We start from the raw sequence: 21,854 nt of genomic DNA, 5'->3' as shown, positions 1-21,854 counted from the left end.
GAGGGATGAAACGGGCCGGCGCTAGAAGCCCAGACTGAAGGCGAGATGCAGGTCGCGCCCTAGCGGGTCGTAGGTTCCGGTGTAGGTGTTGGGGTTATTGGTGGTGCCGTCCACGAAGGTCGACGGAACGACCGGCGGGGTCAGGTCGAACAGGTTGTTGGCCACCAGGCGGATGGTCAGGCCGGGACGCAGCCGCATCGAGATCCCGAGATCGAGATAGTCGTAGGCCTCCAGCCGAGCGAACGACGGATAGGCATAGGGCGGCGCCCCGGCGCTGAGGGCGGAGCTGTTGGCCGCCAGCCGCGTCGGGCCGACATGGCGCCAGTTGAGCGACACGACCGCCTCACGCCAGGGCAACCGCCAGGTGGCGGCAAGGTTGTGACGCCAAAGCGGCTGCGGCGCATAGCACTGGGGCGGCCCGAAATAGCCGGCGCAGTTGCGCAAAGGATCGTCCGGCGCGCTCCTGCCGCCAGTGGTGATCAGTCGCATGCCGGTCAGATTGAGACCAAGCCGTCCGAGCGCACCCAGCGACATGTCATAGCTGGCCTGAACGTCCACGCCCTCGTTGATCAGCAATGCGGTGTTTTGGGCGCCGGTGGCGATATATCCGCCGGTCGCCGGGCTGCCGAACAGAGCCCCCGTGTCCGCCGAGCGATGCACGAACCGGCAGTAGTAGTCCTGGCCCGTGCTCAAGCAGCTTTGAAACACGCTGTCGGCGAGGATCGGGCCGATATAGCCTTTCACCGCGATCCGGTAGTAGTCGGCGGAGACGCTGAAGCCGGGCAGACCGCGCGGCGTATAGACCAGGCCTATGGTCCGGGTCCTTGCGTTTTCGGGACGAAGGCTTCGATTCCCGTTGCCGCCATAGGTCTGGCACAGCTGGTCCGGACAGTTGGGGATGTGGCCGTATTGCGCGGCGGTCACGCCGGTGCGCTGGCAGGCGATGAGGCTTGCGGCCGGAGACGAGCCCGAACACGGATCCGACAGGCCGATCACGCCATAGGTGGAGCCGGTATAGAGTTCGGAAATGTTCGGCGCGCGAGCAGCCTTGTTGAGACTGGCGCGGACCAGCCAGTCAGCCGTGGGCTGGTACTGCAGCTCGTATTTCCGGGTCGCCAGGAGGCTGTGGTCGGTATTGTAGTTGGAATAACGGACCCCCGCATTGATCTCCAGCCGTTCGATCCAGGGCCGCCCTTCGGCGATGGGCGCCTGCAGCTCGCCGTAGAATTCGCGCACCGATTGGCGACCGCGCAACGGCGGGCTCAGCTGTTCGAACTCCAGCGCCGCCGGGTCGATCTTCTGCTTGAGGGAATCGGCCCGATATTCGACGCCCAGCGCCACCGCGACGCCCTGGCCGGCCCATGGACTCTTCACGCCATAACTCGTCAGGTCTCCCGATAGGTTGGCGATCAGGTCCGTCTGGCCATAGTGGTTTGCCCAGACATAGTCGCGGTAGGCGTAGGCGTAGAAGTGCGGGTCGAGACCGTTCTGCCGGAAGATGTCGGCCGGCACGCAGGCGCGATCGGTTCCGTTGAGCTTGGCGACGCAGGTCGGGATGCCGTCAACCAGTTCAACGTTCAGGGCCTTGTTGAGCCGGCTCGGATCGACCTCGTTGCTGTCGGAGAGCGAACTGAAAACCGTCGAGCGGATTGCTGACAGATCATAATGCCAGTGGTCGAACACCTCGCCGCTCAGGCCCAGGCTGATCCTGTAGTCCTGGTTGATGGCTTCCGCGCGCAACGGTCGGCTGCCCGGGCCGCCCATGATCGCGGTGTATTGAGTTGAGACCAACTGGTCAGAGCCGACCGCGGAACCGCACAGCAGAGCGGCTTGGCTTGGCGATAGAAACGGATTGCGGCAATTGACCTGGAAGCCCCCCGCGGGGACTTCCGCTGTGTTGATGTAGGGATAGAATTGGCTGTAGGTCGCGTCCTTCATGTAGAGCAGGCTGGCGCGGAATTGCGCGGCCCTTGATGCCCCGAAGTTCACGAAAGCACCCGCGGAGCGCCGCTCGTCCGACCTCATGAAGTTGAAGTTCTCGCGCGTGTTTGCTGCATAAAGGTCGCGGTCGGCTTCCGGCGCGAACGCGCCATCCGCCCCGGTGTAGAAGACCTGCCCCGCCGAAGGACCGGTAAGCGGCCGAAAGCGGCCATGGTGGGTATAGAGCGCGCTGACCGCGCAGGACGGCGCGCCGTTATCCTCACTCGCGATGATCCGGCAAGCGGAAAAGTCCCGATCCTTCCACTGCACCGGATCCTGGCTGCGGTAGGCGCCAAAAAGGGCGATTTCGCCGCGTCCTCCGGCGAACCGCCTCCCCGCCGCAATCGTCAGATCTTTGCGGACGCCATCGGTGACGCGCTCCGCCGGAGCCCTTATGTTGGCGAATTCCGCGACTACGCCGCGAACGGCGACGTCGTCATTGGCGTGCTGATAGACGCTGTAGCCGCCATCAATTCGCACGCCCTCAAAATCGCGATCGAGCATGAAGTTGACGACGCCAGCGACCGCGTCCGAGCCATAGGTGGTCGAGGCCCCGCCCGTCAGGATGTCGACCCGCCGAACCAGGGCGGCCGGTATGATGTTGAGATCGACCGCCTGCACTGGGGCCAGGCGCTCGCCATCGAGCAGGACGAGGGTCCTCTGATGACCCAGATTCCGCAGATTGATCTGGGCTCGCCCGTCCGCATCCGAGCCGTTGGTGAACTGGGTCGAGTCGGCGCGCGCCTCGGGGAGTCGGTTGATCGCCTCCTCCAGATTGAGCACGCCGCTCAAGCGCAGGTCCGCCTGGGACAGGGTCGTCACGGGCGCGGCGGCCGTGGTGTTGGCCCGGCGGATGCGCGTGCCCGTTACCACGAGCTCGTCCAGCGAAGTCGGCGCGGCGACTTGCGTCGACGGAACAGACTGAATCACGACAGGCGCCGTTGATGGCGGGCGCGGTCTAGGTTCCAAGGTAACCGCGTAGATCCCCGGCGCGAGATGACGGGCCCGCAGGCCCGTCCCCTTCAACAACAACTCCAGCCCCTGGCCGACATCAAACGTCCCGTTCAGGGCGTTGGTGCGTCGGCCTCGCGCCGCGGCGGCCGACAGCACCAGTTGAACATCCGCCTGACGCGCGAATTCAGTCACGGCCGGGCCGGCGTCCTGGGCCTTGATCCGGAAGGTCTTTACGCCGGCCAAGGCTGGGTGGGCTAACGCCGCGCCGATCGCAATCAGGCAGGCCAGAAGGCGTCGCTGGCGTCCGTGCGAAGACCCCGCCGACCTGGGCCGAGGCGATGGCCCGACGCCGTCTGCGAGGTCTTCGGGAGCGGACGGCCAGGTTATGACGCGCGCCTCCGGCCCAGGATGATTTCACTGCTGCGAACCTCGACCTCGACCCCCAGGCTAGCGCCGACCGCCGCGGCGAACGCGTCCGGCCCGCCCGTGTTGAAGGCGCCGTAGAGGCGCTCGTCGGCGATCCCCGGATCGGCGATGACCAGCTTGCGCTCGTTGTAGCGATTGAAGTCGGCGACCGCCTCGCCCAGCGTTTCGCCGGCCAGGTCGATCTTGCCGTAACGCCACTCCAGCTTTCGATCGACGGCCTCGGGCGCGGCGACCGCCGGACGCATGACAGCACTCGCATCGACGAACGCCCCCTGTCCGGCCTTAAGGCGCGACGGCGCGCGCGTCGCCCCTTCGGCCCAGACCTCGACCACGCCCTCGGTGACCAAGACATCGGCGCCATTGGCTCTTCGCCGCACCGAGAAGGCCGTGCCCACGGCCCGCACGCGAACGGCGCCAGCCTCCACCACGAACGGCCGCTGGACGTCCTTGGCGACCTGGAACCAGGCTTCGCCGTCCCGCAGGCGAACGGTGCGCTGCGTCCGCCGGAAGGCGACTTCCACCGCCGAGGCGGTGTTGATCGCGACAGCCGAACCGTCCTCCAGCGGCACACGACGAACCTCGCCAACGCCGGTGCTGAAACGATCCTCTCGCAGGATCAGGACGCCGCTCCCAACCATCGCGGCCGCAATCGCTCCGCCGGCTCCGGCCAGCAGGACCCGGCGCGATATCGGCCGGGCGGGCCTCGCGAGAGAACGTGATGCAATTCCCCCTGCCCGATCCAGCAACGTCCAGACCGACTCGGCCTTCAGAAAGGCGCCACGACGGCGTGCATCGCCCGCGAGCCAGGCCTCAAGCTGGATTTCCAGTTCCGGGATGCGGCCGTCGCGATCCAATCGCCAGACCCATCGGGCGGCTTCCGCCTCGATATCCTCAGCCGTTTCGCGATCGGTCATTCGTCTTTCTCACCCGGTCGCCACGCACCTCGGCGCCCTCTTCCTGCAGCGCGCGCATGATCAGGCGCATGCCCCTGACCGCCTCGTTCTCCACGGCGCTCTCGCTGATACCCAGTTGTCGGGCGATTTCACGTTGCGGCACGCCCAGAACCTTTCGCAGCTCGAATACCCGCCGGCAGCGTTCCGGCAAAGCTTGAATCAAGGCCTGCACCCGGGACAGTTCACGACGCGCGGCTGTGGCCTGTTCGGGTGACGGCTCATCAGAACAGACGGACAGCGCGTCGATTTCCGTAGCCGTTTCGATACGAACCACCCTGGCGCGCCGTAACTTATCCGTGAGCAGATTGCGAACGACCTGGAAGAAATAGCCATCGGGGCTCTCGATCTGGTCGACGCGCTGCAAGCCGACCAGCTTGGCGTAGGCCTCCTGCATCAGATCATCGATTTCGTCGGCCGGCACACGCGCGCGGCGCAACCAGGCCCGCACACCGGCCTCATGCGGCATGACCTCGTTGGCCACCCATTTGACGATGTGTTCCCGATCGGACGTCACGGCGTGCGTCGCCTTGAAGGGTCGGCCAACGACCTTGCGGGCGCCGAGAACCTTGGCTCGATCTGGTTGGTCATCGGAATGGCGACTCTGAGCAAGCTGCGCCTAGTAGGGGCGGCCTGCGGCGGCGGCGAGTCAAGAACACAGTCGCCATCCTCTTTTCCCGCCCCTGCCTTTTGATGAGGCAGCCGCCCGTCGACTTCAATGACGCTGGACCGCCCCGAAGACCGACAAGCCACGATTGTCGCGAAAATCACATAATTTCGTCAACCCGACCAAGGAACGGCGCCGGGCGTCCGTCTTGACCTCTAGGGGACGCCGGGAATTCACCCGCGCCTAGGGGATAATCAAAATGATTGGCAGATCTGATCGGCTCAAAGCGGGTCTCATGGCGTCCATCGCCGTGTCGGCGCTGGCCTTCTCCCAGGGCGCCCACGCCCAACAGGCGGACACAAAGGCGGACAAGGACAACACCGTCGACGCGGTCATCGTCACCGGCACCCGCATCCGCCGACCGAACGTCCAGTCCGCCGCGCCGATCGTGACGATGGACAAGCAGGAACTGCAGTTCCAGGGCGTCATGAACATCGAGGACGCCCTCAATCGCCTGCCGCAGGTCCGCGCCGACAACAACCAGTTCGGCGCCGGCTTCGACAATGGCGGCCAGGCCAAGGTGAACCTCCGTCGACTGGGCAACCAGCGCACCCTGGTGCTCCTGGACGGCGAGCGCCTGCTGCCCGTCCAGGCGATCGACCTCAACATCGTGCCGGTGGCCCTGATTTCGCGCGTCGACGTCCTGTCGGGCGGAGCCTCCTCGACCTACGGCTCCGACGCCGTGGCCGGCGTCGTGAACTTCGTGCTGAACAAGAAGTTCGACGGCGTCCAGGTCAACGGGTCCTACAGCTTCTTCCAGCACACCAACGACGACATGGCCATGCGAGGCCTGATCTCGCAGTACCCGAACTTCCCCGTGCCTCCCCAGCATGTGACCGACGGCGGCCGCTGGGACATCAACTTCGCGGCGGGCAAGAACTTCGCGGACGACAAGGGCAACATCAGCATCTTTGCCGATTATCGCGACCAGAAACCGGTCAAGTGGAGCGCGCGCGACTATTCATCGTGCCGCGTGGCGGGCAGCACCACCGCGCTGTCGTGCTCGGTCAACACCAGCTACACGCCGTTTGGCCGTCTCGACATCGCCAGCGGTCCTAACGCCGGCAACGGCTACTTCATGAACAAGGACGGCACCCAGAGCTTCGTCTCGACGGCCAACGCCGCCGACTACGCCAGCAACACCCGCAAGGACTGGAACTTCATCCGCTCCGACAAGCGGTTCACCGGCGGCCTGTTCGCCAACTATCACTTCAACGATGCGCTCGAAGCCTACGCCAACCTGCTGGTGATGCGCGACGTGTCGATCGAGCAGCAGTCGGGCGCCTTCGACCAGGACGTCAGTATCAGTTGCAACAACCCCTTCCTATCGGCCAGCCAGGGCCAAAGCCTGTGCGGCTCGTCGGCGGGTACGACCACCACGGTCGATGGCCACTACTACCTGCTGCAGGAGGGGCCAGGCAGCACGCCCGTCCAAAACCGTATCGTGAACGCCGACTATCGCTTCAGCGGCGGGTTGAAGGGCGACCTGTTCGACGGCTGGCATTATGACGTCAACTTCATCGCCTCGCGCGTCGAGAACACCCTGTCCGACCGCAACGAGATCAACCCGACGCGCTTCGCCCGCGCCGTGAACGTCGTCAGCGTCGGCGGCACGCCGACCTGCCAGTCGGTGGTCGACAAGACCGACACCAACTGCGTCGCCGCCAACATCTTCCAGGCCAACAAGATCGACCCGAAGGTCTATCCTTACGTCTACGACAACTACCGCTGGACGAACGTCGTCGAGCAGCGGGATGTGACGGCCAACATCACCGGCGACCTGGGCCAGTACGGGATCAAGAGCCCCTGGGCCAAGGAAGGCGTCGCCATCGCCCTGGGCGCGGAGTATCGCCGGGAAAGCCTGAAGGTCCTGGCCGACCAGGCCACCGTCGACTACGAGGGCTGGTTCAGTACCACCGGCGGCCACTATGGCGTCAAGGAATTGTACGGCGAAGCCCAACTGCCGATCGCCAACGACCTGCCCTTCGTCAAGAGCCTGGTGTTCAACACCGGCCTGCGGGCGTCCAAGTACGACAATCAGAAGAAGGAGCTCTACACCTCCAAGGTCGAAGGGCTTTATCGCCCGGTCAGCGATCTGCTGGTGCGGTTCAGCTACAACTCCGCCGCTCGCGCGCCCAACATCTCCGAGCTCTATTCGCCGCGGAACTTCAGCTATAATGGCGTCGATCCGTGCTCGGCGACCTCGCTCAGCCAGCCCGGTGCGCCGACGGCCGCCCAGTGCGCCAACACGGGCGTGACGGCCGCGCAATACACCAACAAGTCCATCGCCGATTGCGGACCCAACGGCTGCCGCCGCTACGCCGGCGGCGGCAACATCAACCTCCTGCCCGAGAAGGCGATCACCCAGACCCTGGGTCTGGTCTACACGCCGTCCTTCGTGCCCGGCCTGATGTTCTCGATCGACCACGTCGACATCAAGATCAAGGACTTCATCGGCTATATCGACGCCAACGTCGCCCTGTCGAATTGCCTGACCACCGGCCTTGACTACTACTGCCGCTTCGTCAAGCGAGACCCCACTACCGGCCGCCTCGACGGCACGTCGGCGACCAACGGCTTCATCTCCGGCGGCACCGAAAACACCAACATCCTCAACTACAAGGCCAACGACATTCAGGTCGGCTACAACTTCGGCATCGGCAAGTACGGTCGCATGGACCTCAACCTGGTCGGCACGCTGTTGATCGACAGCATGGGCCAGGACTCGCCGACCACGCCCGCTCAGGACTGCGCGGGCTATTACGGCCAGCCCAGTTGCTACGCTCCGGCCCCCAAGTGGGCGCATAACGCGCGCGCCACCTGGAGCACCCCGTGGCGCAACAGCAACATCTCGCTGGCTTGGCGCTATATCGGCGACACCAAGCTTTCGGCCAACAGCACCGACAACGCCCTCAACGGCGGCGCCGGTCCCCAAGGCTACAAGATCCTGACCAAGATGAAGGCCTACAGCTATTTCGACCTGGCGGCGTCGGTGATGGTGGTCAAGGACATGACGGCGCGGATCGCGATCAACAACGTGTTCGACAAGTCGCCCCCCGTCGTCCCCGCGACCTTCGTCGACGGCACCACCAACAACCCCAACACCTATACGGGTCTCTATGATCCGCTGGGCCGGGCGGTGAACATCAGCCTGCAATATAACTTCTGATACCGGCAAGCCGCGTCGTCCTGGGACGACGCGGCTTGTGCTTCGGCTCGCACCTTGAGGTCCTGACGTCGGCGAGCGTTTGTCCGCAAGCCGTTTCTTCACGCGAACCGGAACCGGTTCGCGTGAAGAAGCACCTCAGATGGGCTTACGCGTCGCCCAAGGTGATGACTCCCAGCTCCGCGAACGCGACTTGCGCCTCGCCTGCCGCCGCCCGCGTAACTTCCAGTTTTAGATACCGCCCCTCCCGACGAGCGAAGGTCACGCGCTGAGGCGCCAAGCTGGCCGCGATGTTGGCGAATTCGCCCTCGCCTGCCGCCGTCCAGGTGACGCCATCGGCGCTGGTCGCGACCCGATAGCCCGCCGGCGCGCCCGCGCCCTGCGGTCGGTCCCAGGCGGGTTGCAGCGTAAAGCCGGACAGCGACCTGGCCTGTCCCAGATCCAGCACCACGAGCGCGGGGACCGGCGCCCGCCAGACGGTGCCGCGCTCGTCGTCGATCAGCGCCTCGGCGCCCGGAGCACTGGCCTGGGCGATGCGCCAGTCGGATTTCCGCACGTCGAAGGCCCGTCGCGCCGGCGCGCTGGTCACGCCGCCGGCCGGCTCGACCGCAATGGCTCGAACCTCCCCGCCCTCGGGCAGCGGGAAAGGTCCGTTGAAGCGCAAGGCGTTGCGCGTCGGCGGGGAGCCGTCCACCGTATAGCGCAGCTCCAGCCCCGGCGCGTCGCCGATGATCGACACCAGACCCTCGCGGTCGCGCTGGATGGCGGGGGGATCGACCAGCACGGGTTGCCGGAACAGGCTGATCTCGCTGATCGCCGGGCCAGCCGGCGCGTCCAGCACCCGCAGGCGCAACTTGCGCGTCGTGACCGGGGCGGCCAGCCGCACCAGCCGCTGGGCTCCGATCCCCTGATGCCGGGCGATCTCGCGCCAGTCGCCATCCCAGACGTCCAGGGCGAACTCGGTCACCCGCAGGCCCAGCGGCAGGTGCTCGCGCAGGCGCACGACGTCGAAGGTCTGCGCCTGCGGCAAGGTGAGGGTCAGCTCAGGCGTCGCCGCGCCCTCGTCGCAGGCCCAGTAGGTATCCCGCACGCCGTCCAGCACGTTGGCGGCGGCATGTCCGACGCGGGCGTTTCTGGCCTGGGCCCTGCCCCCGTCCGCGAGATTGCGGGCGAACAACTCGCGCCGGGCCTTGCCCCAGGCGGTCAGGGCGGCGACGTCCTCGTCGGGAATGCGGCCTCGGCGATCTGGCGGCAGGTTGAGCAGCAGGTTCGCGCCGCGGCCGACGGACTCGAAATAGATCTTCTGCAGCCGTCCTGCAGACTTCACCTCGGCGTCCTCGTAGGCGTGCCAGAACCAGCCCGGACGGATAGACACGTCCACCTCGGCCGGCCACCACACCGACCCGCCGCGCACGCCGCTAGTGCCCTTGGCCTCGGTATAGGGCCCATCGTCCATCGTCGCCCAGCACGGATCGCCGGCGAAGCCGCGCTCGTTGCCCACCCAGCGCAGGTCGGCGCCCTTGGGGTCGAAGGTCACGGCCATGGGTTGCAACTCATGGACGAAGGCGACGATCGAGGGCCAGTTGTAATAGTTGGGCCCGATCTTTCGAACCTCGCGGGCCCCGCCGTAATAGCCGTCCCCGCCATTGGCCCCGTCGAACCACACCTCGAACAGCGTTCCGTATTGGGTCAGGAGCTCGCGCAGCTGGTTGCGATAGTAGGTGACGTATTCCGGCCGGCCGTAGTCCGCGTGATTGCGATCCCAGGGCGACAGATAGAGGCCGAACTTCAATCCGCCGCGCGCGCAAGCCTCGGACATCTCCCGGACGATGTCGCCCTTGCCGCCCTTGTAGGGGCTGTTCTTGATGCTGTGCTCGGTGAAGCGACTGGGCCACAGGCAAAAGCCGTCGTGGTGCTTGGCCGTCAGGATCAGGGCCTTGAGCCCCCCGGCCTTGGCCGCGGCGACGATCTGGTCGGCGCTGAAATCGGTCGGGTTGAACAGGGCGGGCGACTCGTCGCCGTAACCCCATTCGCGATCGGTGAAGGTGTTGATCGAGAAATGGACGAAACCGTAGGTCTCCAGGCCGTGCCAGGCCAGTTGCCGGGCCGACGGCGTCGCGCCGTAGGGCGTTGGTGCAGCGGCGAAGGCCATGCCGGGCAAGGCCGAGGCGGCGGCGCCGGCCAGCATCAAGCGGCGACGAGATAGATGAAGTTCGGGGCGCATCGATCGGCTCCGGTCAGGGGGAAACAGAGGAAGAAACGGGATCGGGGATCAGCCAGACCTCGGCCACCTGGTGGCCGCGACCGCCCCCTCCGACACCGGGCGGGCGCGTCCAGTCCAGGCGTAGCTGGCCCGACCGCATGACCTCGGGCGGAACAGCCAGCTCGACCGTCATCGGATTGGTGGCGCGCGGCAGCGGCGGATGCAGTTCGACGCCATTGGCCGTCAGGCGCATGGGCAGTTGGTAGTCCTCACCGGCGTAGGTGGCGCGCAGCCGCCACGTCCGCTTCGGATCGAGGTCTCGATAGACCAGAGTAATCGGCCGGTCGTAGAGCGTCTCGGCATAGGTTGTCCAAGCTCCGCGCCAGCCGTCGTCCGGGACCTTGTCGGCGACGCCGTCGATGGCGCTCTCCAGCATCTGGGGATCGCAATCGAAGCCGAGGCCGCGCACCAGATGCGGTTCGCGATCCGGGTCACCGAGGTCGTCGTACAGGCCCCCCTGCCCGGTCATCGTCGGATCCCCGATCTTGGCCAGCTGCGTCCGGCGCTCGGCTTCGTCCGTCAGCGCACGGATGTCTGCGAACTGGCGGGTCAGCCAGATCCGGTCGTTCAGCGAGACGTCTACCTGGTCGAGATTGGCGCCGCGCTCGATCGCCGAGGCGCCGTAGCGCTGGACGCTGAGCTGCAGGCCGGCATGAGTGTAGAGTCGTCCCGCCAGCTCGAACAGCCGGCCGCGCAGGACCAGGGCTTCCGCCGTGTCCGGTTCAGCCAGGGCGTGTTCGGCCTGAGCCATGGCGGCCTCTGCTCCAGTCGTGGAGACCTGCGCGAGCGCCGCCATCGCCGCGGCCTGCCGCGCCGCCTCGGCCCGCGACCGCGCACGAACCCAGGCGTCATAGACCGCCCGGTAGAGCGCGGACTCGAACCGCCAATTCGCGCGCTGGATTGGCGAGGCGCTTCGCTCCAGGCCGTCGAACAGGGTCAGGGTGGCGTCGATCCCGGCGTTGCCGGCCGCCTTGCCCGACCAGTTGCGTTCCAGCGCCATCACGCCGTCGGCGAACCGGTCGCTGGACTGATCACCAATGCGCGGACCGAGGAACACGCGGACGTAGTCGCCCAGTACTTCACGCGGCTCGACTTGCGGCGACCAGCCCAGCTGAAACCACAGCGTCATGTTGACGTCGTCGTTCACCCCCTCCGAATAGGTCACCGCCCCGGTGTTCAGCGCCGCGAAATGGCGGAAGATCGTGGCCTGACCCAGAGGACGGGGATTGATCGGCTCGCGCCCCTCGGTGATCGCGAAGGCGGGATCCCACTCCGGAACCGGAAATTGGGCGTGCATCGTGTGGCCGATGTCGGGATAGAACTGGATCGGATAGCGGGCCGGGATCCGCCGGCGCTGCACGGCCATGGGATCGCGGGTCTGGGGGCCGAAGAACACGCCGGTCAGCCAGCCGGGTCCGCGCGCCAGTTGGGCGTAGAACGCCTCGCTCTCCGCTTGGTCGAACCCTTGCGCCGATAGCCACACCCTGGCTCCGGGGTGGACGCGCGCCAGCACGCCCGCCTCCTGCTCGACCAGGGGAAACAGCTTGTCCGGCGGCGTGTGTCCGGGATCGCCGCCCGGGACGTACAGCGCGTCAACCTTCGGCAGCCGGCGAACCAAAGCCTCGAAGGCCTTCAGCTCCGCCGCCACGGCCTCCGGGTCACCGTAGTCCTTGGCCAGCTGCGGATAGTAGAGCGCAAAGTCCAGGCCGTAGCGCTCGGCCAGGGCCGACAGGCCGACGATCGTCTCCAGCGCCGGCGCTGGGAACAGCGGGCTGGTCGCCGCGTCGTCCGACAGCGGCGCGATGACCTGAATCGTGTTGCCGCCGAAGATCGCGATGTCGCGCACGCGGCGCTCGAACATCGTCAGCGTCCAGGCGTCGTAGCTGTTGTTCTTGAAGCGGTAGCCAATCTGCACGCCGCGGACGGCCTGCACCGGCGCGGTGTCGATCGCCAAGGCGCTGGGGGCCACCACCCTCCCCGACTCCATCTCCAGCTTGCGCAACAGCCAGCCGACGCCGAACAGTCGCCCGCGCGGCGTTTCAGCCGCCACGACCAGCGCCGTCCGTGACCCGGCGCGCAGGCTTCGTACCGAGAACCCTTCCGGCGTCCGGGCCGCGCTCCCGGCGGGATTGGCTCGCCACGTCGCTCGCAAGGCTATGGGCAACAGCCCCTCGATCGCATCGGGCCGCGCCACGATCACCAATGGCGCCTTGGCGTCAGAACCCGCTCCCCAGGGCCGTTCGAGGCGCGAAGCGATCTCCTCGGCCAGGAAGCGCGCCGCCATCGTCGATTCCGCGCTGGTCTGGACCAGCCGCGCGCGCGTCAGGTCCTCGGCTTGCGCCGCCGCGGCCGCGCTGGCGGCCAGCATGGCCAATCCCAACGCGAGGCGGCGCGGCTTCACGCGAACTTCGGCGTCGAGGGCGGACGAGACGACCGCGCCGCGCCGAACGCCGGGTTCGGCCGCTCGCCCATCTGGAACACCAGCCGCCCGCCCTTGGCCAGTTCGTCGTGGCCGATCCAGCAGCGGTCGTGCGCCGCGCCGTTCCAGGTCACGGACTGGATGTAGAAGCGGTCCGGCGCGACGCCCTTGGCCTCGATCACCAGCTTCCGCCCCTGCCCCACCGCGATCTCGGCCCGCGGGAACAGCGGTGAACCGAACACATAGGCGCCCATCACCGGGTCGACCGGATAGAGGCCCAGGGCGCTCATCACGTACCAGGCGCTCATCTGGCCGCAGTCCTCGTTGCCCGACAGACCGTCTGGCTTGGCCTGGTACTGGCTCTTGAGCAGCATCCGGACCTGGGCCTGGGTCTTATGGTGGGCGCCGCAATAGGCGTAGAGGTAAGCCACGTGGTGGCAGGGCTCGTTACCGTGCGCGTACTGGCCGACCAGGCCGGCGATGTCGGGCGGCGAGCCCGGCGGCATCTCCGAGCTGGCGGTGAACAGCGCGTCGAGCTTGGCCTCCAACCCCTTCTCGCCGCCGAACAGCTCCATGTAGGCGTAAAGGTCGTGCTGGGTCAGGAACGTCGCTTGCCAGGCGTTTGCCTCGGTGAAGTCGCGCCACTTCTCCATGTGGCCGATGGCGCGCGGCTCGAACGGCGTCACCCAGGAGCCGTCGGCGTTGCGCGGCCGCATGAACTGGGTCGAGGCGTCGAACTGGTTACGGTAGTTGCGTGAGCGCTCCAGCAGGGCCTTGGCGTCGTTGTGGGCCCCGGCCGCGGCGGCGAGATGCGCCATGGCCCAGTCGTCATAGGCGTATTCCAGAGTGCGGCTGGCGCCTTCCATGACCTCGTCGACCGGAATGAAGCCCAGGCGCTTGTACCAGTCCAGGCCCAGTACATCGTCGTCGAAGGCGCGTTTGCGGAACGCCTTCCAGGTGCGGGCCGCATCCAGGCCGCCCAGCCCTTTGCCCTGCGCCTCGGCCAGCACGACGGCTGCGTGCCAACCGTTCATGGTGCCGGTCTCGATCCCCTGCAGCGGCCAGACCGACGGTCCCTTGGGACTTTCCTCGGCCATCGGCACGAGACCGGCGACCACATCGGCGGCCCGATCCGGCTGGGCCAGGGTCAGCAGTGGATGCAGCGTCCTATAGGTGTCCCACAGGGAATAGGTGCTGTAGTTGCGGCGGCCGGCCGGGACCTTGTGGTCCTTCTGGTCCATGCCGCGATAACGGCCGTCCACGTCGCTGAACAGGGTCGGCGCCAGCAGGCTGTGATAGAGGCCGGTGTAGAAGATCTTCGCGTCGGTCTCGGGCGCGTCGTCGATGCGGATCGAGGACAGCGCCTTCTCCCAGGTCGCGCGTGCGGAGCGCCGCACGCCGTCGAAGTCCCAGCCGGGAACCTCGGCCTGGAGATTGGCCAACGCGCCTTCAATGTCGACGCCGGACAGGCCGACCTTGACGAGCAGCGGCGTTCTGCCGGCGTCGGGATAGCGCAGCACGCATTTGAGGTTCTCGCCCTTGGCCTCGCGCGCGTCGGCAGCCAGCGGCTGGTCAGCGGCGTAGAGCTGGGCGTCCTTGAACGGCCGAGACAGCTTCAGGGCGAAATAGATCCAGCGCCCGGGCGCCCACTGGAACACTTGGCGGGCCCCGACCAGCGTGTCGTCGCCGACCAGGCGCAGACTGGCGTTCTTGATCCGGGTCTCGGGCGACTTCTCCCACCAGTCTTTCTGGCCATGCTGCAGGTCGATCAGCAGGTGCCCGGGCTCGCCCTTGGGAAAGGTGTAGCGGTGCAGGCCCACCCGCTCGGTGACGGTCAGTTCGGCGTCGATCCGCGTGTCGGTCAGGCGAACCTTGTAGTAGCCCGGCGAGGCATGCTCGCTGGCGCGGTCGTATCGCGAGCGATAGCCGTCGTCGGGCTTGCCGGGCTCGCCAGGCGTCAGCAGCACCGGGCCGGTGGCGGGGACCACCAGCACGTCTAGCAGGTCGGCGCAGCCCGTTCCGCTGAGGTGGGTGTGCGAGAAGCCCATGATCGAGCCGTCCTGCTGGTGATAGCCCGAGCAGGAATCCCAGCCGTTGTTGCTGGTGTCCGGGCTCAGTTGCACCATGCCGAACGGCAGGGCCGCGCCCGGATAGGTGTGGCCGTGACCGCCAGTGCCGATGAACGGGTCGACGAAGTCGCACAGCGACTTGCGCGGCGCCGAACGGGCGGGCGCGGCCGCGGCGAGCCCGGCGAGCCCGGCTCCGGCCATCAGGGCGCGACGATCGAGGGTGGGAACTTGGGTCATGCGGTCGGGTCCAGGGGGCGGGCCAGCAGGGCGGGCCGGCGGTCGGCGATCTCGACGATCAGCTCGCCGAACAGGGTGTTGGCCCAGGCGAACCAGTCACGGGTGAACTTGGTCGGGTCGTCCTTGTGGAAGGCCTCGTGCATGAAGCCCGTGCCGGCGTGGGTGGCCTTCAGGGTCCGCAACGAGGCCAGGACCGTGGCGTCGTCGCCGTCGGCCAGGGCGTTCAGCGCCCGCATGATGATCGACATCGGCCAGATCAGGTTCAGACCCGCGTGGGGACCTCCGATCCCCTCCGCCGCCGCCCCCTTGAAGAAGTAGGGGTTACGCTCGCTCCATGCCAAGCGGGCGGTGCGGCGGAACACCGGGTCGTCGTGCGGAACGCAGCCCAGATAGGCCAGGCTCAGCAGGCCAGGTGCGTTGGCGTCGTCCATGAAGGCGGCATTGCCAAACCCGTCGACCTCGAACGCCCAGACCGGCTGGCCATCGGCGTCGCGCGTCAGGCCGTGGGCCTGCAGCGCCGCTGTCACCTCGTCGGCGAAGGCGACGCAGTCCGCGGCGAAGGCGGTGTCGTTGAGCACCTCCGTCGCCAGTTCCGCCAGTTGCCGCAAGCTGGCGGCGGCGAACAGGTTGGACGGGATCAGGAACGGATAGACGCAGGCGTCGTCGGACGGCCGGAACATCGAATGGATCAGCCCGACCTTGCGGGTCGGCGCGCCCTTGCCTTCCAGCATCAGGGTCTCGGTCGCCAGGGTGCTGGGTCGCTGGAAGCTGTAGGGACCGGGGCCGGTCTTGCGTTGCTGCTCGCGGAAGGTGCGCACCACCACGGCCATGGCCCTGCGCCACTCGGTGTCGAATGGCGCCGGGTCACGGGTCGCGCGCCAGTAGCCGTGCGCCAGGCGGATCGGATAGCAGAGGCTGTCGACCTCCCATTTTCGTTCGCCGACGCCGGGTCGCATCTCGGTGACGTCCTGCTGCGACCACTTCAGGTTCGTCCGCGCCGTCGGGTCGTGCATATAGGCGTTGGCGTAGGGGTCGATCAGGATGCAGCGGGCCTGCCGGCCGATCACGCCCCGGAACAGGGTCCGCAACTCGGGCGCCTTGGCGGCCAGCGGCAGGTAGGGCCAGACCTGGGCCGAGGAATCACGCAGCCACATGCAGTCGATGTCGCCGGTGATCACGAAAGCGTCCGGCTTGCCGCCGGCTTCGCCGAGGAAGACCGTGGTGTCCAGGGTGTTGGGGAAACAGTTCTCGAACAGCCAGGCCAGCTCGGGGTCGGCGACCTTGGCCTTCACGCGCTTGATAAGGGCCTCGACCGCTGGACTGGCGAAGCGCCGAGCCTCGACCGGAGGCCGGTGCGAGATGAACGGGGCTGCCTTCGCCGGCGTGGCGGCCAGGGCCGCGGCCGCGCCGGCCAGCAGGGTCTGGCGACGGGAGAGACTGAGACTCATCGCGGAAGCTCCTGCTGGCCTTCGATCGTGAACGTCACCTCGTGACCAGGCCCTTCGCCCGGCTGCCCGCCGCCCACGAACAGCGTGTACTGACCGGGGACCACTGCGCGCGCGCCGTTGCGGGCGACCTGAGAAAGGTCGCGGGGCGACAGCGTGAAGCGGACCTTGCGCCGCTCGCCGGGCTTCAGAGTCACCCGATCGAACCCGACCAGGGTGCGCAACAGCAGCCGATCGGCCTGCCGCCCGCGATAGTCCGCGGGCTTGGGCGGGATCAGATAGGCCTGGACCACCTCGTCCCCCGCCCGACCGCCGACATTGGCCACCTCGGTCTCGACGATCAGGTTCTCGCCGGCCTTCGGAGCTGCCGATGACACGCTGGGAGCGCCGTAGTCGAAGCGGGTGTAGCTGAGGCCATAGCCGAACGGATAGGTCGGTTCGCCCTCGAAATAGCGATAGGTCCGCCCCTTCATCGCGTACTCGACCAGCGGCGGCAGGTCGCGGGCCGATTTGTAGAAGGTCACCGGCAGCCGGCCGGCCGGATTGTTGAGGCCCGCGAGGGTCTCGGCGATGGCGACGCCGCCGGACTCGCCCGGATACCAAGCCGCCAGGATCGCGTCGGCATGAGCCTTGGCCCAGTCAAGCTCGACCGCCCCGCCGGAGGTCAGCACCACGACCAGGGGTTTGCCGGTGGCGGCCAGAGCTTCCAGCAGGCGCCGTTGCGGTGCGGGCAGCGCGATGTCGGTGCGGTCCCCGCCGTCGAAACCCGGCACGGTGACCTGCAAGGCCTCGCCTTCCACGTCGGGCGACAGGCCGACGACCGCAACCACCACGTCGGCCTGGCTCGCGGCCTTGACAGCCTCGGCCAGTTGCGGCGCGGCGGGTGCGCGCCATTGCAAGCGCACGCCCTGGTCCTCGCCCGTGTGCGACAGTTCCAGGCGGATGCGGCGCGGACGCGTGTCGGCGAAGTTCAGCACGGCCTCGAGCGCCTTGCCCGAACCATCGTCGTCAACCACCAGCTTGTCGTCGACCCACAGCCGGACGGGATCGTGGCCCTTGCAGTCGAAACAGCGGGCGACGCCGACCACCAGAGCGTACTGGCCGGGCCCCGGCGGGACCAGCGCGCCGGTCCAGCGCACGCCGTAGCGGGCGGGATCCAGGCCCGGCGCCGGCGCGGCGCGATCCCAGTCGAAATTGACGACCCGGTCGGTGCGGGTCACGCGCGGTGCGCCGCTCAGCGCGGGATCGTCGAAATAGGCGCCGATCAGACCCTGGACCGCGTCCGAGCCGACGCCGGTGCGCAGCGCGGTTTCCGGCACGGCGACGGGCACGCCCTCGGCCACGGTCGAGCCTTGGGCATAGCGGATGTTCCCCTCGCCCCACTGGGCGCGCAGACCCCGCAGCGGCGTCACCGGGTCGACGGCCGTGCCGTGATAGTTGGCTTCCAGCACCTCCAGGGCGTCGGCGTCCGGCCCGATCACCGCGATCTTGGTCGTCACGGCCAACGGCAGGCGTTTCCGATCGTTCTTCAGCAGCACGATCGACTTGCGCGCCGCCTCCAGCGCCAAGGCGCGATGGGCGGGACTGTTCACGGCGTCAGCCCCGATCCTGGCGTAGGGGTTGGCTGGATCAGGCGCGAACAGCGCGCCCAACGCCGCGCGGCCCTCGAACAGCCGGACGACGGCGCGGTCGAGCATCGCCTCGTCGAGGTCCCCCCGGCGGACCGCCGCCGGCAACTGGGCGTAGGCGTTGCCGCAGTTCAGGTCGTCGCCGGCCACCAGAGCCGCAGCCGACGACGCGGCGTTGTCGAGGCGGAAATAATGGAACTGAGTCATGTCGTCGACTGCGTCGCAGTCGGAGACGACAAAGCCCTTGAAGCCCCAGTCGCGGCGCAGGGTCTCGTCCAGTAGCAGCGGCGAGGCGCAGGCCGGAAAGCCGTGGATGGCGTTGTAGGCGCACATCACCGAGCGCGCCCCGCCCTCGACCACCGCCTGGCGGAAGGCCGGCAGGTAGGTGGCCTCCAGGTCCTGCGGCGAGACATCGACATCGAAGCCATGGCGGCCGGCCTCGGGTCCCGAATGGACCGCGAAGTGCTTGGGCGTGGCGATGGCGCGGGGGTGCTGCGGATCAGGCCCCTGGATCCCGCGCACGAAGGCGGCGGCAAGGGTCCCGGTCAGGTGTGGGTCCTCGCCATAGGTCTCTTGCCCTCGCCCCCAGCGCGGATCGCGATAGATGTTGATGTTCGGCGACCAGATCGTCAGGCCCTCGTAGCGGCCCGGGTCGCGGTCACCGACGGCGTTGAACTTGGCCCGCGCCTCGGTCGACACCGCCTCGCCGACCCGGCCCATCAGGCCCTCGTCCCAGGTCGCGGCCAGGCCGATGGCCTGAGGGAAGACCGTGGCCGGACCGTTGCGGGCCAGGCCATGCAGGCCCTCGTTCCACCACTCGTAGCCGCGGATCCCCAGGCGCGGGATCGGCGGCGCGGCGCTTTGCAACTGGGCCGCCTTCTCCTCGAGGCTCAGGCGCGAGACCAGGTCCGCCGGGGTCTCGGCGGCCCAGGTTTTGGCCAGGGGGGCGGCAGTGGCGAACAGCAGCAGCAAGGCCGTTAGGGCGTGGGGTCGAACCATTATGCGCTCCTAGGGCGTCACAGGCTTAGTGGCGCCATAGAGGCTGCGCAGGGTCAGGGCCCGCTTCAATTGGGCCAGCGAGGCCTTGGACGTCACCTGGACGGTGACAGCCTCGCCCGGGGGCAGGTCGAAGGCGTTGTCCGACAAGGTGGCGTCGAGGTCGCCGAAGCCCAACCAGACCGCCCGCGCCAGCTTGGCGGCCTTGACGGTCACGGCATAGCCGTCCGCCGTCTTCGACCAGGTCGCCCCCAGGCGCGGGTCCGGCAGGGCCATGGCCTTGGCCGGAACCTGTGTGACTATGCCGCGCGAGATCGTCCGGCCGTTCTCAATCAACTCGACCACGGCGAAGGTCCGGGCCGGATCGGCGCCCTCGAAAAGAGTCGCGTCCGGCAAGTCGGCGACCTGGGTAGCCGCCAGCGGCTTGAGCTCGGCGTCAGACGTGCTGTCCGACAGGACCTTGCCGTCGACATCCATCACCCGCATCCGCCAGCGGACCGTCGCGGCGGTCGTGCGGTCGGACAGCAGGGTGATCGTCGTCGCGCCCTTGTCGTGCACGGCCGCGAGCGCGACTGGGGCGTAGAACCGGCGGGCATGGTACTGCAGCGCCTTCCAGCGGCCATAATAGTCCACGCTGGACCAAGAGGCGCCCGGCCAGACGTCGTTGAGCTGCCAGTACAGCGACCCCATGGTCTGCGGCCGCGAGGATCGGTGGTGCAAGGCCGCCAGCTCGATACCTTCGGCCTGCATCACCTGGCTGAGATAGACGAAGTCCTCGAAGGTCTTCGGCTCGCCGTAGTTGCGGCGGATGTAGAACAGGATCCGCTCGTTGCCCTCGCCTTTGGCGTATTTCTGGTGGGCGCGCATGACGGTGGAATTGACCGACAAGTCCTTAGACCCGGCGACCGTCCTGAGCGTCCGCATTTCCGGCTGCGACTGCAGGCCGTATTCAGACATGAAGCGCGGCGTGACGTGGAGATACTCCTCGACCGGCAGTGAGCCGCCCCAGACGCTCCAGTAGTGGCGATCGCCATCGGTCAGCAGGTCGGAAGCCCCGTCATAGTCCGTGCTGGGCGACCCGGCCCAGTAGGGCGTGTCGGGATCGTTCTCGGCGACCGCGCCGCGCAGCACCTGGCCGAACAAGGTGGTCATGCCGACGACGATGCGCTCGCGCTCTTCGGGCGGGATCGAGGTCTTGAAGGCGACCCGGTCGCTCCAGTTCTCCCAGCCGGTCTGCACCTCGTTGTTGCCGCTCCACAGCACGATGCTCGGATGGTCGCCCAGGCGCTTGACCTGCTCGACAGCCTCGATCCGGGTGTTCTCGCGGAACGCCACATCATAGGGCGGGATGGCGCCGCCGAACATGAAGTCCTGCCAGATCATCAAGCCCAATTCATCGGCCATCGCGTAGAAGGCGTCGCTCTGATAGTGGCCGCCGCCCCACATGCGCAGCATGTTCATGTTGGCGTCGCGAGCCGAGGTCAGGATCTGACGCATCTTTTCGTCGGTGACTCGCGGCGAGAAGCTGTCGAACGGGATCAGGTTGGCGCCCTTGGCGAACACCGGCACGCCGTTGACGACGAAGCCCATGCTCTTGCCCCAGGCGTCGGTCTCGCGGCGCAGCTCGACCGTGCGCAGGCCCGAGCGGCGCTCGGCCTTGGCTACCACCGCGCCGTCCAGGGCGACGGAGGCGCTGAAGCGGTAGAGGTTCTGAGCGCCGTAGCCTGCGGGCCACCACAGCTTGGGCGCGGCGATCGGCACGGGCACGGAAACGCGGTTCAGACCGGGCGCCAGGGTTACGGTCTGGCGGACAACGGGCAGCGCCGCGCCGTCGGGCGCGGTAGGCGTGACCGCCAGTTCGATCGTGCGCGTTCCGTCGGCCTCGATCTCGAACTCGGCCGAAAGGCGGGCGTGGTCGGCGGCGACCTGGTCCTGGCGGATGCGGAAGCCATCAATGCGCGCCTCGTCCCAGGCCTCCAGCCGCACCTCGCGCCAGATGCCTTCGGTGACGTAGCGCGGCCCCCAGTCCCAGCCGTAGTGATAGGGCGATTTGCGGACATAGGTGGAGGTGTGCTTGGCCGGCGGCTCGTCACCGAACGCAGAGTCATAAGCGCCGGGCAGCACATAGGGCTGCTTGAGCAGGTCAGGCTGCAGCTTCTTGATCGGTGACTTGAAGGTGATCGAGATCACGTTGGCGCCGGGCTTCAGCACCGCCTTGACGGGCACACGCCAACGGCGGTGCTGGTTGTCGGCCGACAGCAGCTTGACGCCGTTGACGAAGACTTCCGCGAAGGTGTCGAGGCCGTCGAACACCAGATCGACGTGATCGCGGTCCAGCAGGGCCGGGTCTGCGTCCAGCGTCCGCTGGTACTGCCAGTCGGCCAAGCCAATCCACTGCAGCTGCGCCTCGTTGGTTCCCGCGAACGGATCGGGGATGCGGCCGGCGGCCAGCAGGTCGGTCTGCACCGTGCCGGGCACCGTCGCCGGCCGCCACTGCGCCGCCTCGGCTGCGTGGGTCTTGGCCGCGGCGTCGGCCGGATCAAGCCGGAAGCTCCAGCCCTGGTCCAGGCTTCGGGTTTCGACGGGTCCGGCCAGGGCGGTGGAACCCATGGCCGCTAGGGCGAAGGCGGAAAGCAGCGCGGATCGAAGCATGG

Annotated in this window: 10 protein-coding genes; 1 reads left to right on the top strand and 9 read right to left on the bottom strand. The window is 67.6% G+C overall.

Translation table 11 applies throughout. From position 1 onward, the window contains the following. Nucleotides 1-21: 21 nt before the first annotated feature. The 3 genes from ASD47_RS01315 to ASD47_RS01305 all read right to left on the bottom strand — a co-directional run bounded on the left by ASD47_RS01315 (nucleotide 22) and on the right by ASD47_RS01305 (nucleotide 4,827). Nucleotides 22-3,090: a TonB-dependent receptor gene (locus tag ASD47_RS01315; protein WP_156402055.1), complete on the bottom strand. Its 3,069-nt coding sequence runs from the start codon at nucleotides 3,088-3,090 to the stop codon at nucleotides 22-24. Nucleotides 3,091-3,317: 227 nt separating this feature from the next. Next, entirely contained in the window at nucleotides 3,318-4,274 is a 957-nt protein-coding gene (locus ASD47_RS01310; RefSeq protein WP_056750469.1) for a FecR family protein, read from the bottom strand. Further along, nucleotides 4,252-4,827: an RNA polymerase sigma factor gene (locus tag ASD47_RS01305; RefSeq protein WP_056750465.1), complete on the bottom strand. Its 576-nt coding sequence runs from the start codon at nucleotides 4,825-4,827 to the stop codon at nucleotides 4,252-4,254. The genes ASD47_RS01310 and ASD47_RS01305 overlap by 23 nt, the downstream gene beginning before the upstream one ends. Nucleotides 4,828-5,212: 385 nt before the next feature. Between ASD47_RS01305 and ASD47_RS01300 the strand changes: the two genes are divergently transcribed. Continuing rightward, nucleotides 5,213-8,146, top strand: coding sequence for a TonB-dependent receptor plug domain-containing protein (locus ASD47_RS01300; protein ID WP_056750463.1), 2,934 nt, complete (start codon nucleotides 5,213-5,215; stop codon nucleotides 8,144-8,146). A gap of 145 nt (nucleotides 8,147-8,291) precedes the next feature. On the opposite strand, the gene ASD47_RS01295 is transcribed toward ASD47_RS01300, so the two are convergent. Genes ASD47_RS01295 through ASD47_RS01270 form a run of 6 tightly spaced genes read right to left on the bottom strand, consistent with a single transcriptional unit; the run spans nucleotide 8,292 to nucleotide 21,852 of the window. Then, nucleotides 8,292-10,367: an alpha-L-fucosidase gene (locus ASD47_RS01295; protein ID WP_056750461.1), complete on the bottom strand. Its 2,076-nt coding sequence runs from the start codon at nucleotides 10,365-10,367 to the stop codon at nucleotides 8,292-8,294. A gap of 13 nt (nucleotides 10,368-10,380) precedes the next feature. Further along, nucleotides 10,381-12,774 (bottom strand): hypothetical protein, encoded by a 2,394-nt coding sequence (locus ASD47_RS01290; protein ID WP_235525712.1) that lies wholly within the window; start codon nucleotides 12,772-12,774, stop codon nucleotides 10,381-10,383. A gap of 29 nt (nucleotides 12,775-12,803) precedes the next feature. Then, entirely contained in the window at nucleotides 12,804-15,131 is a 2,328-nt protein-coding gene (locus tag ASD47_RS01285; protein WP_235525711.1) for a GH92 family glycosyl hydrolase, read from the bottom strand. After that, the gene (locus tag ASD47_RS01280) at nucleotides 15,128-16,579 is read right to left on the bottom strand and encodes a glycoside hydrolase family 125 protein (protein WP_056750455.1); all 1,452 of its coding nucleotides are present in this window, start codon (nucleotides 16,577-16,579) and stop codon (nucleotides 15,128-15,130) included. The genes ASD47_RS01285 and ASD47_RS01280 overlap by 4 nt, the downstream gene beginning before the upstream one ends. Further along, nucleotides 16,576-19,203 carry a glycoside hydrolase family 3 C-terminal domain-containing protein gene (locus ASD47_RS01275; protein WP_056750452.1) on the bottom strand — a complete coding sequence of 876 codons (2,628 nt, stop codon included), beginning with the start codon at nucleotides 19,201-19,203 and terminating at the stop codon, nucleotides 16,576-16,578. Before ASD47_RS01275 ends, ASD47_RS01280 begins: the two co-directional genes overlap by 4 nt. A 9-nt stretch (nucleotides 19,204-19,212) precedes the next feature. Next, on the bottom strand, nucleotides 19,213-21,852 hold the full coding sequence (locus tag ASD47_RS01270) for a glycoside hydrolase family 2 protein (RefSeq protein WP_056750449.1): 2,640 nt from the start codon (nucleotides 21,850-21,852) through the stop codon (nucleotides 19,213-19,215). Nucleotides 21,853-21,854: the final 2 nt, after the last annotated feature.

The organism is Caulobacter sp. Root1472, assembly GCF_001426985.1.
In the GTDB taxonomy this organism is placed as follows: domain Bacteria; phylum Pseudomonadota; class Alphaproteobacteria; order Caulobacterales; family Caulobacteraceae; genus Caulobacter; species Caulobacter rhizosphaerae.
This window is presented reverse-complemented; position numbering and strand designations above follow the sequence as displayed.

What these genes read in the sequence shown, in the direction of transcription:
- ASD47_RS01310 (WP_056750469.1), bottom strand. Translation starts at nt 4,274, where the DNA reads ATGACCGATCGCGAAACGGCTGAGGATATCGAGGCGGAAGCCGCCCGA.
- ASD47_RS01300 (WP_056750463.1), top strand. Translation starts at nt 5,213, where the DNA reads ATGGCGTCCATCGCCGTGTCGGCGCTGGCCTTCTCCCAGGGCGCCCAC.
- ASD47_RS01295 (WP_056750461.1), bottom strand. Translation starts at nt 10,367, where the DNA reads ATGCGCCCCGAACTTCATCTATCTCGTCGCCGCTTGATGCTGGCCGGC.
- ASD47_RS01290 (WP_235525712.1), bottom strand. Translation starts at nt 12,774, where the DNA reads ATGCTGGCCGCCAGCGCGGCCGCGGCGGCGCAAGCCGAGGACCTGACG.
- ASD47_RS01285 (WP_235525711.1), bottom strand. Translation starts at nt 15,131, where the DNA reads ATGACCCAAGTTCCCACCCTCGATCGTCGCGCCCTGATGGCCGGAGCC.
- ASD47_RS01280 (WP_056750455.1), bottom strand. Translation starts at nt 16,579, where the DNA reads ATGAGTCTCAGTCTCTCCCGTCGCCAGACCCTGCTGGCCGGCGCGGCC.
- ASD47_RS01275 (WP_056750452.1), bottom strand. Translation starts at nt 19,203, where the DNA reads ATGGTTCGACCCCACGCCCTAACGGCCTTGCTGCTGCTGTTCGCCACT.
- ASD47_RS01270 (WP_056750449.1), bottom strand. Translation starts at nt 21,852, where the DNA reads ATGCTTCGATCCGCGCTGCTTTCCGCCTTCGCCCTAGCGGCCATGGGT.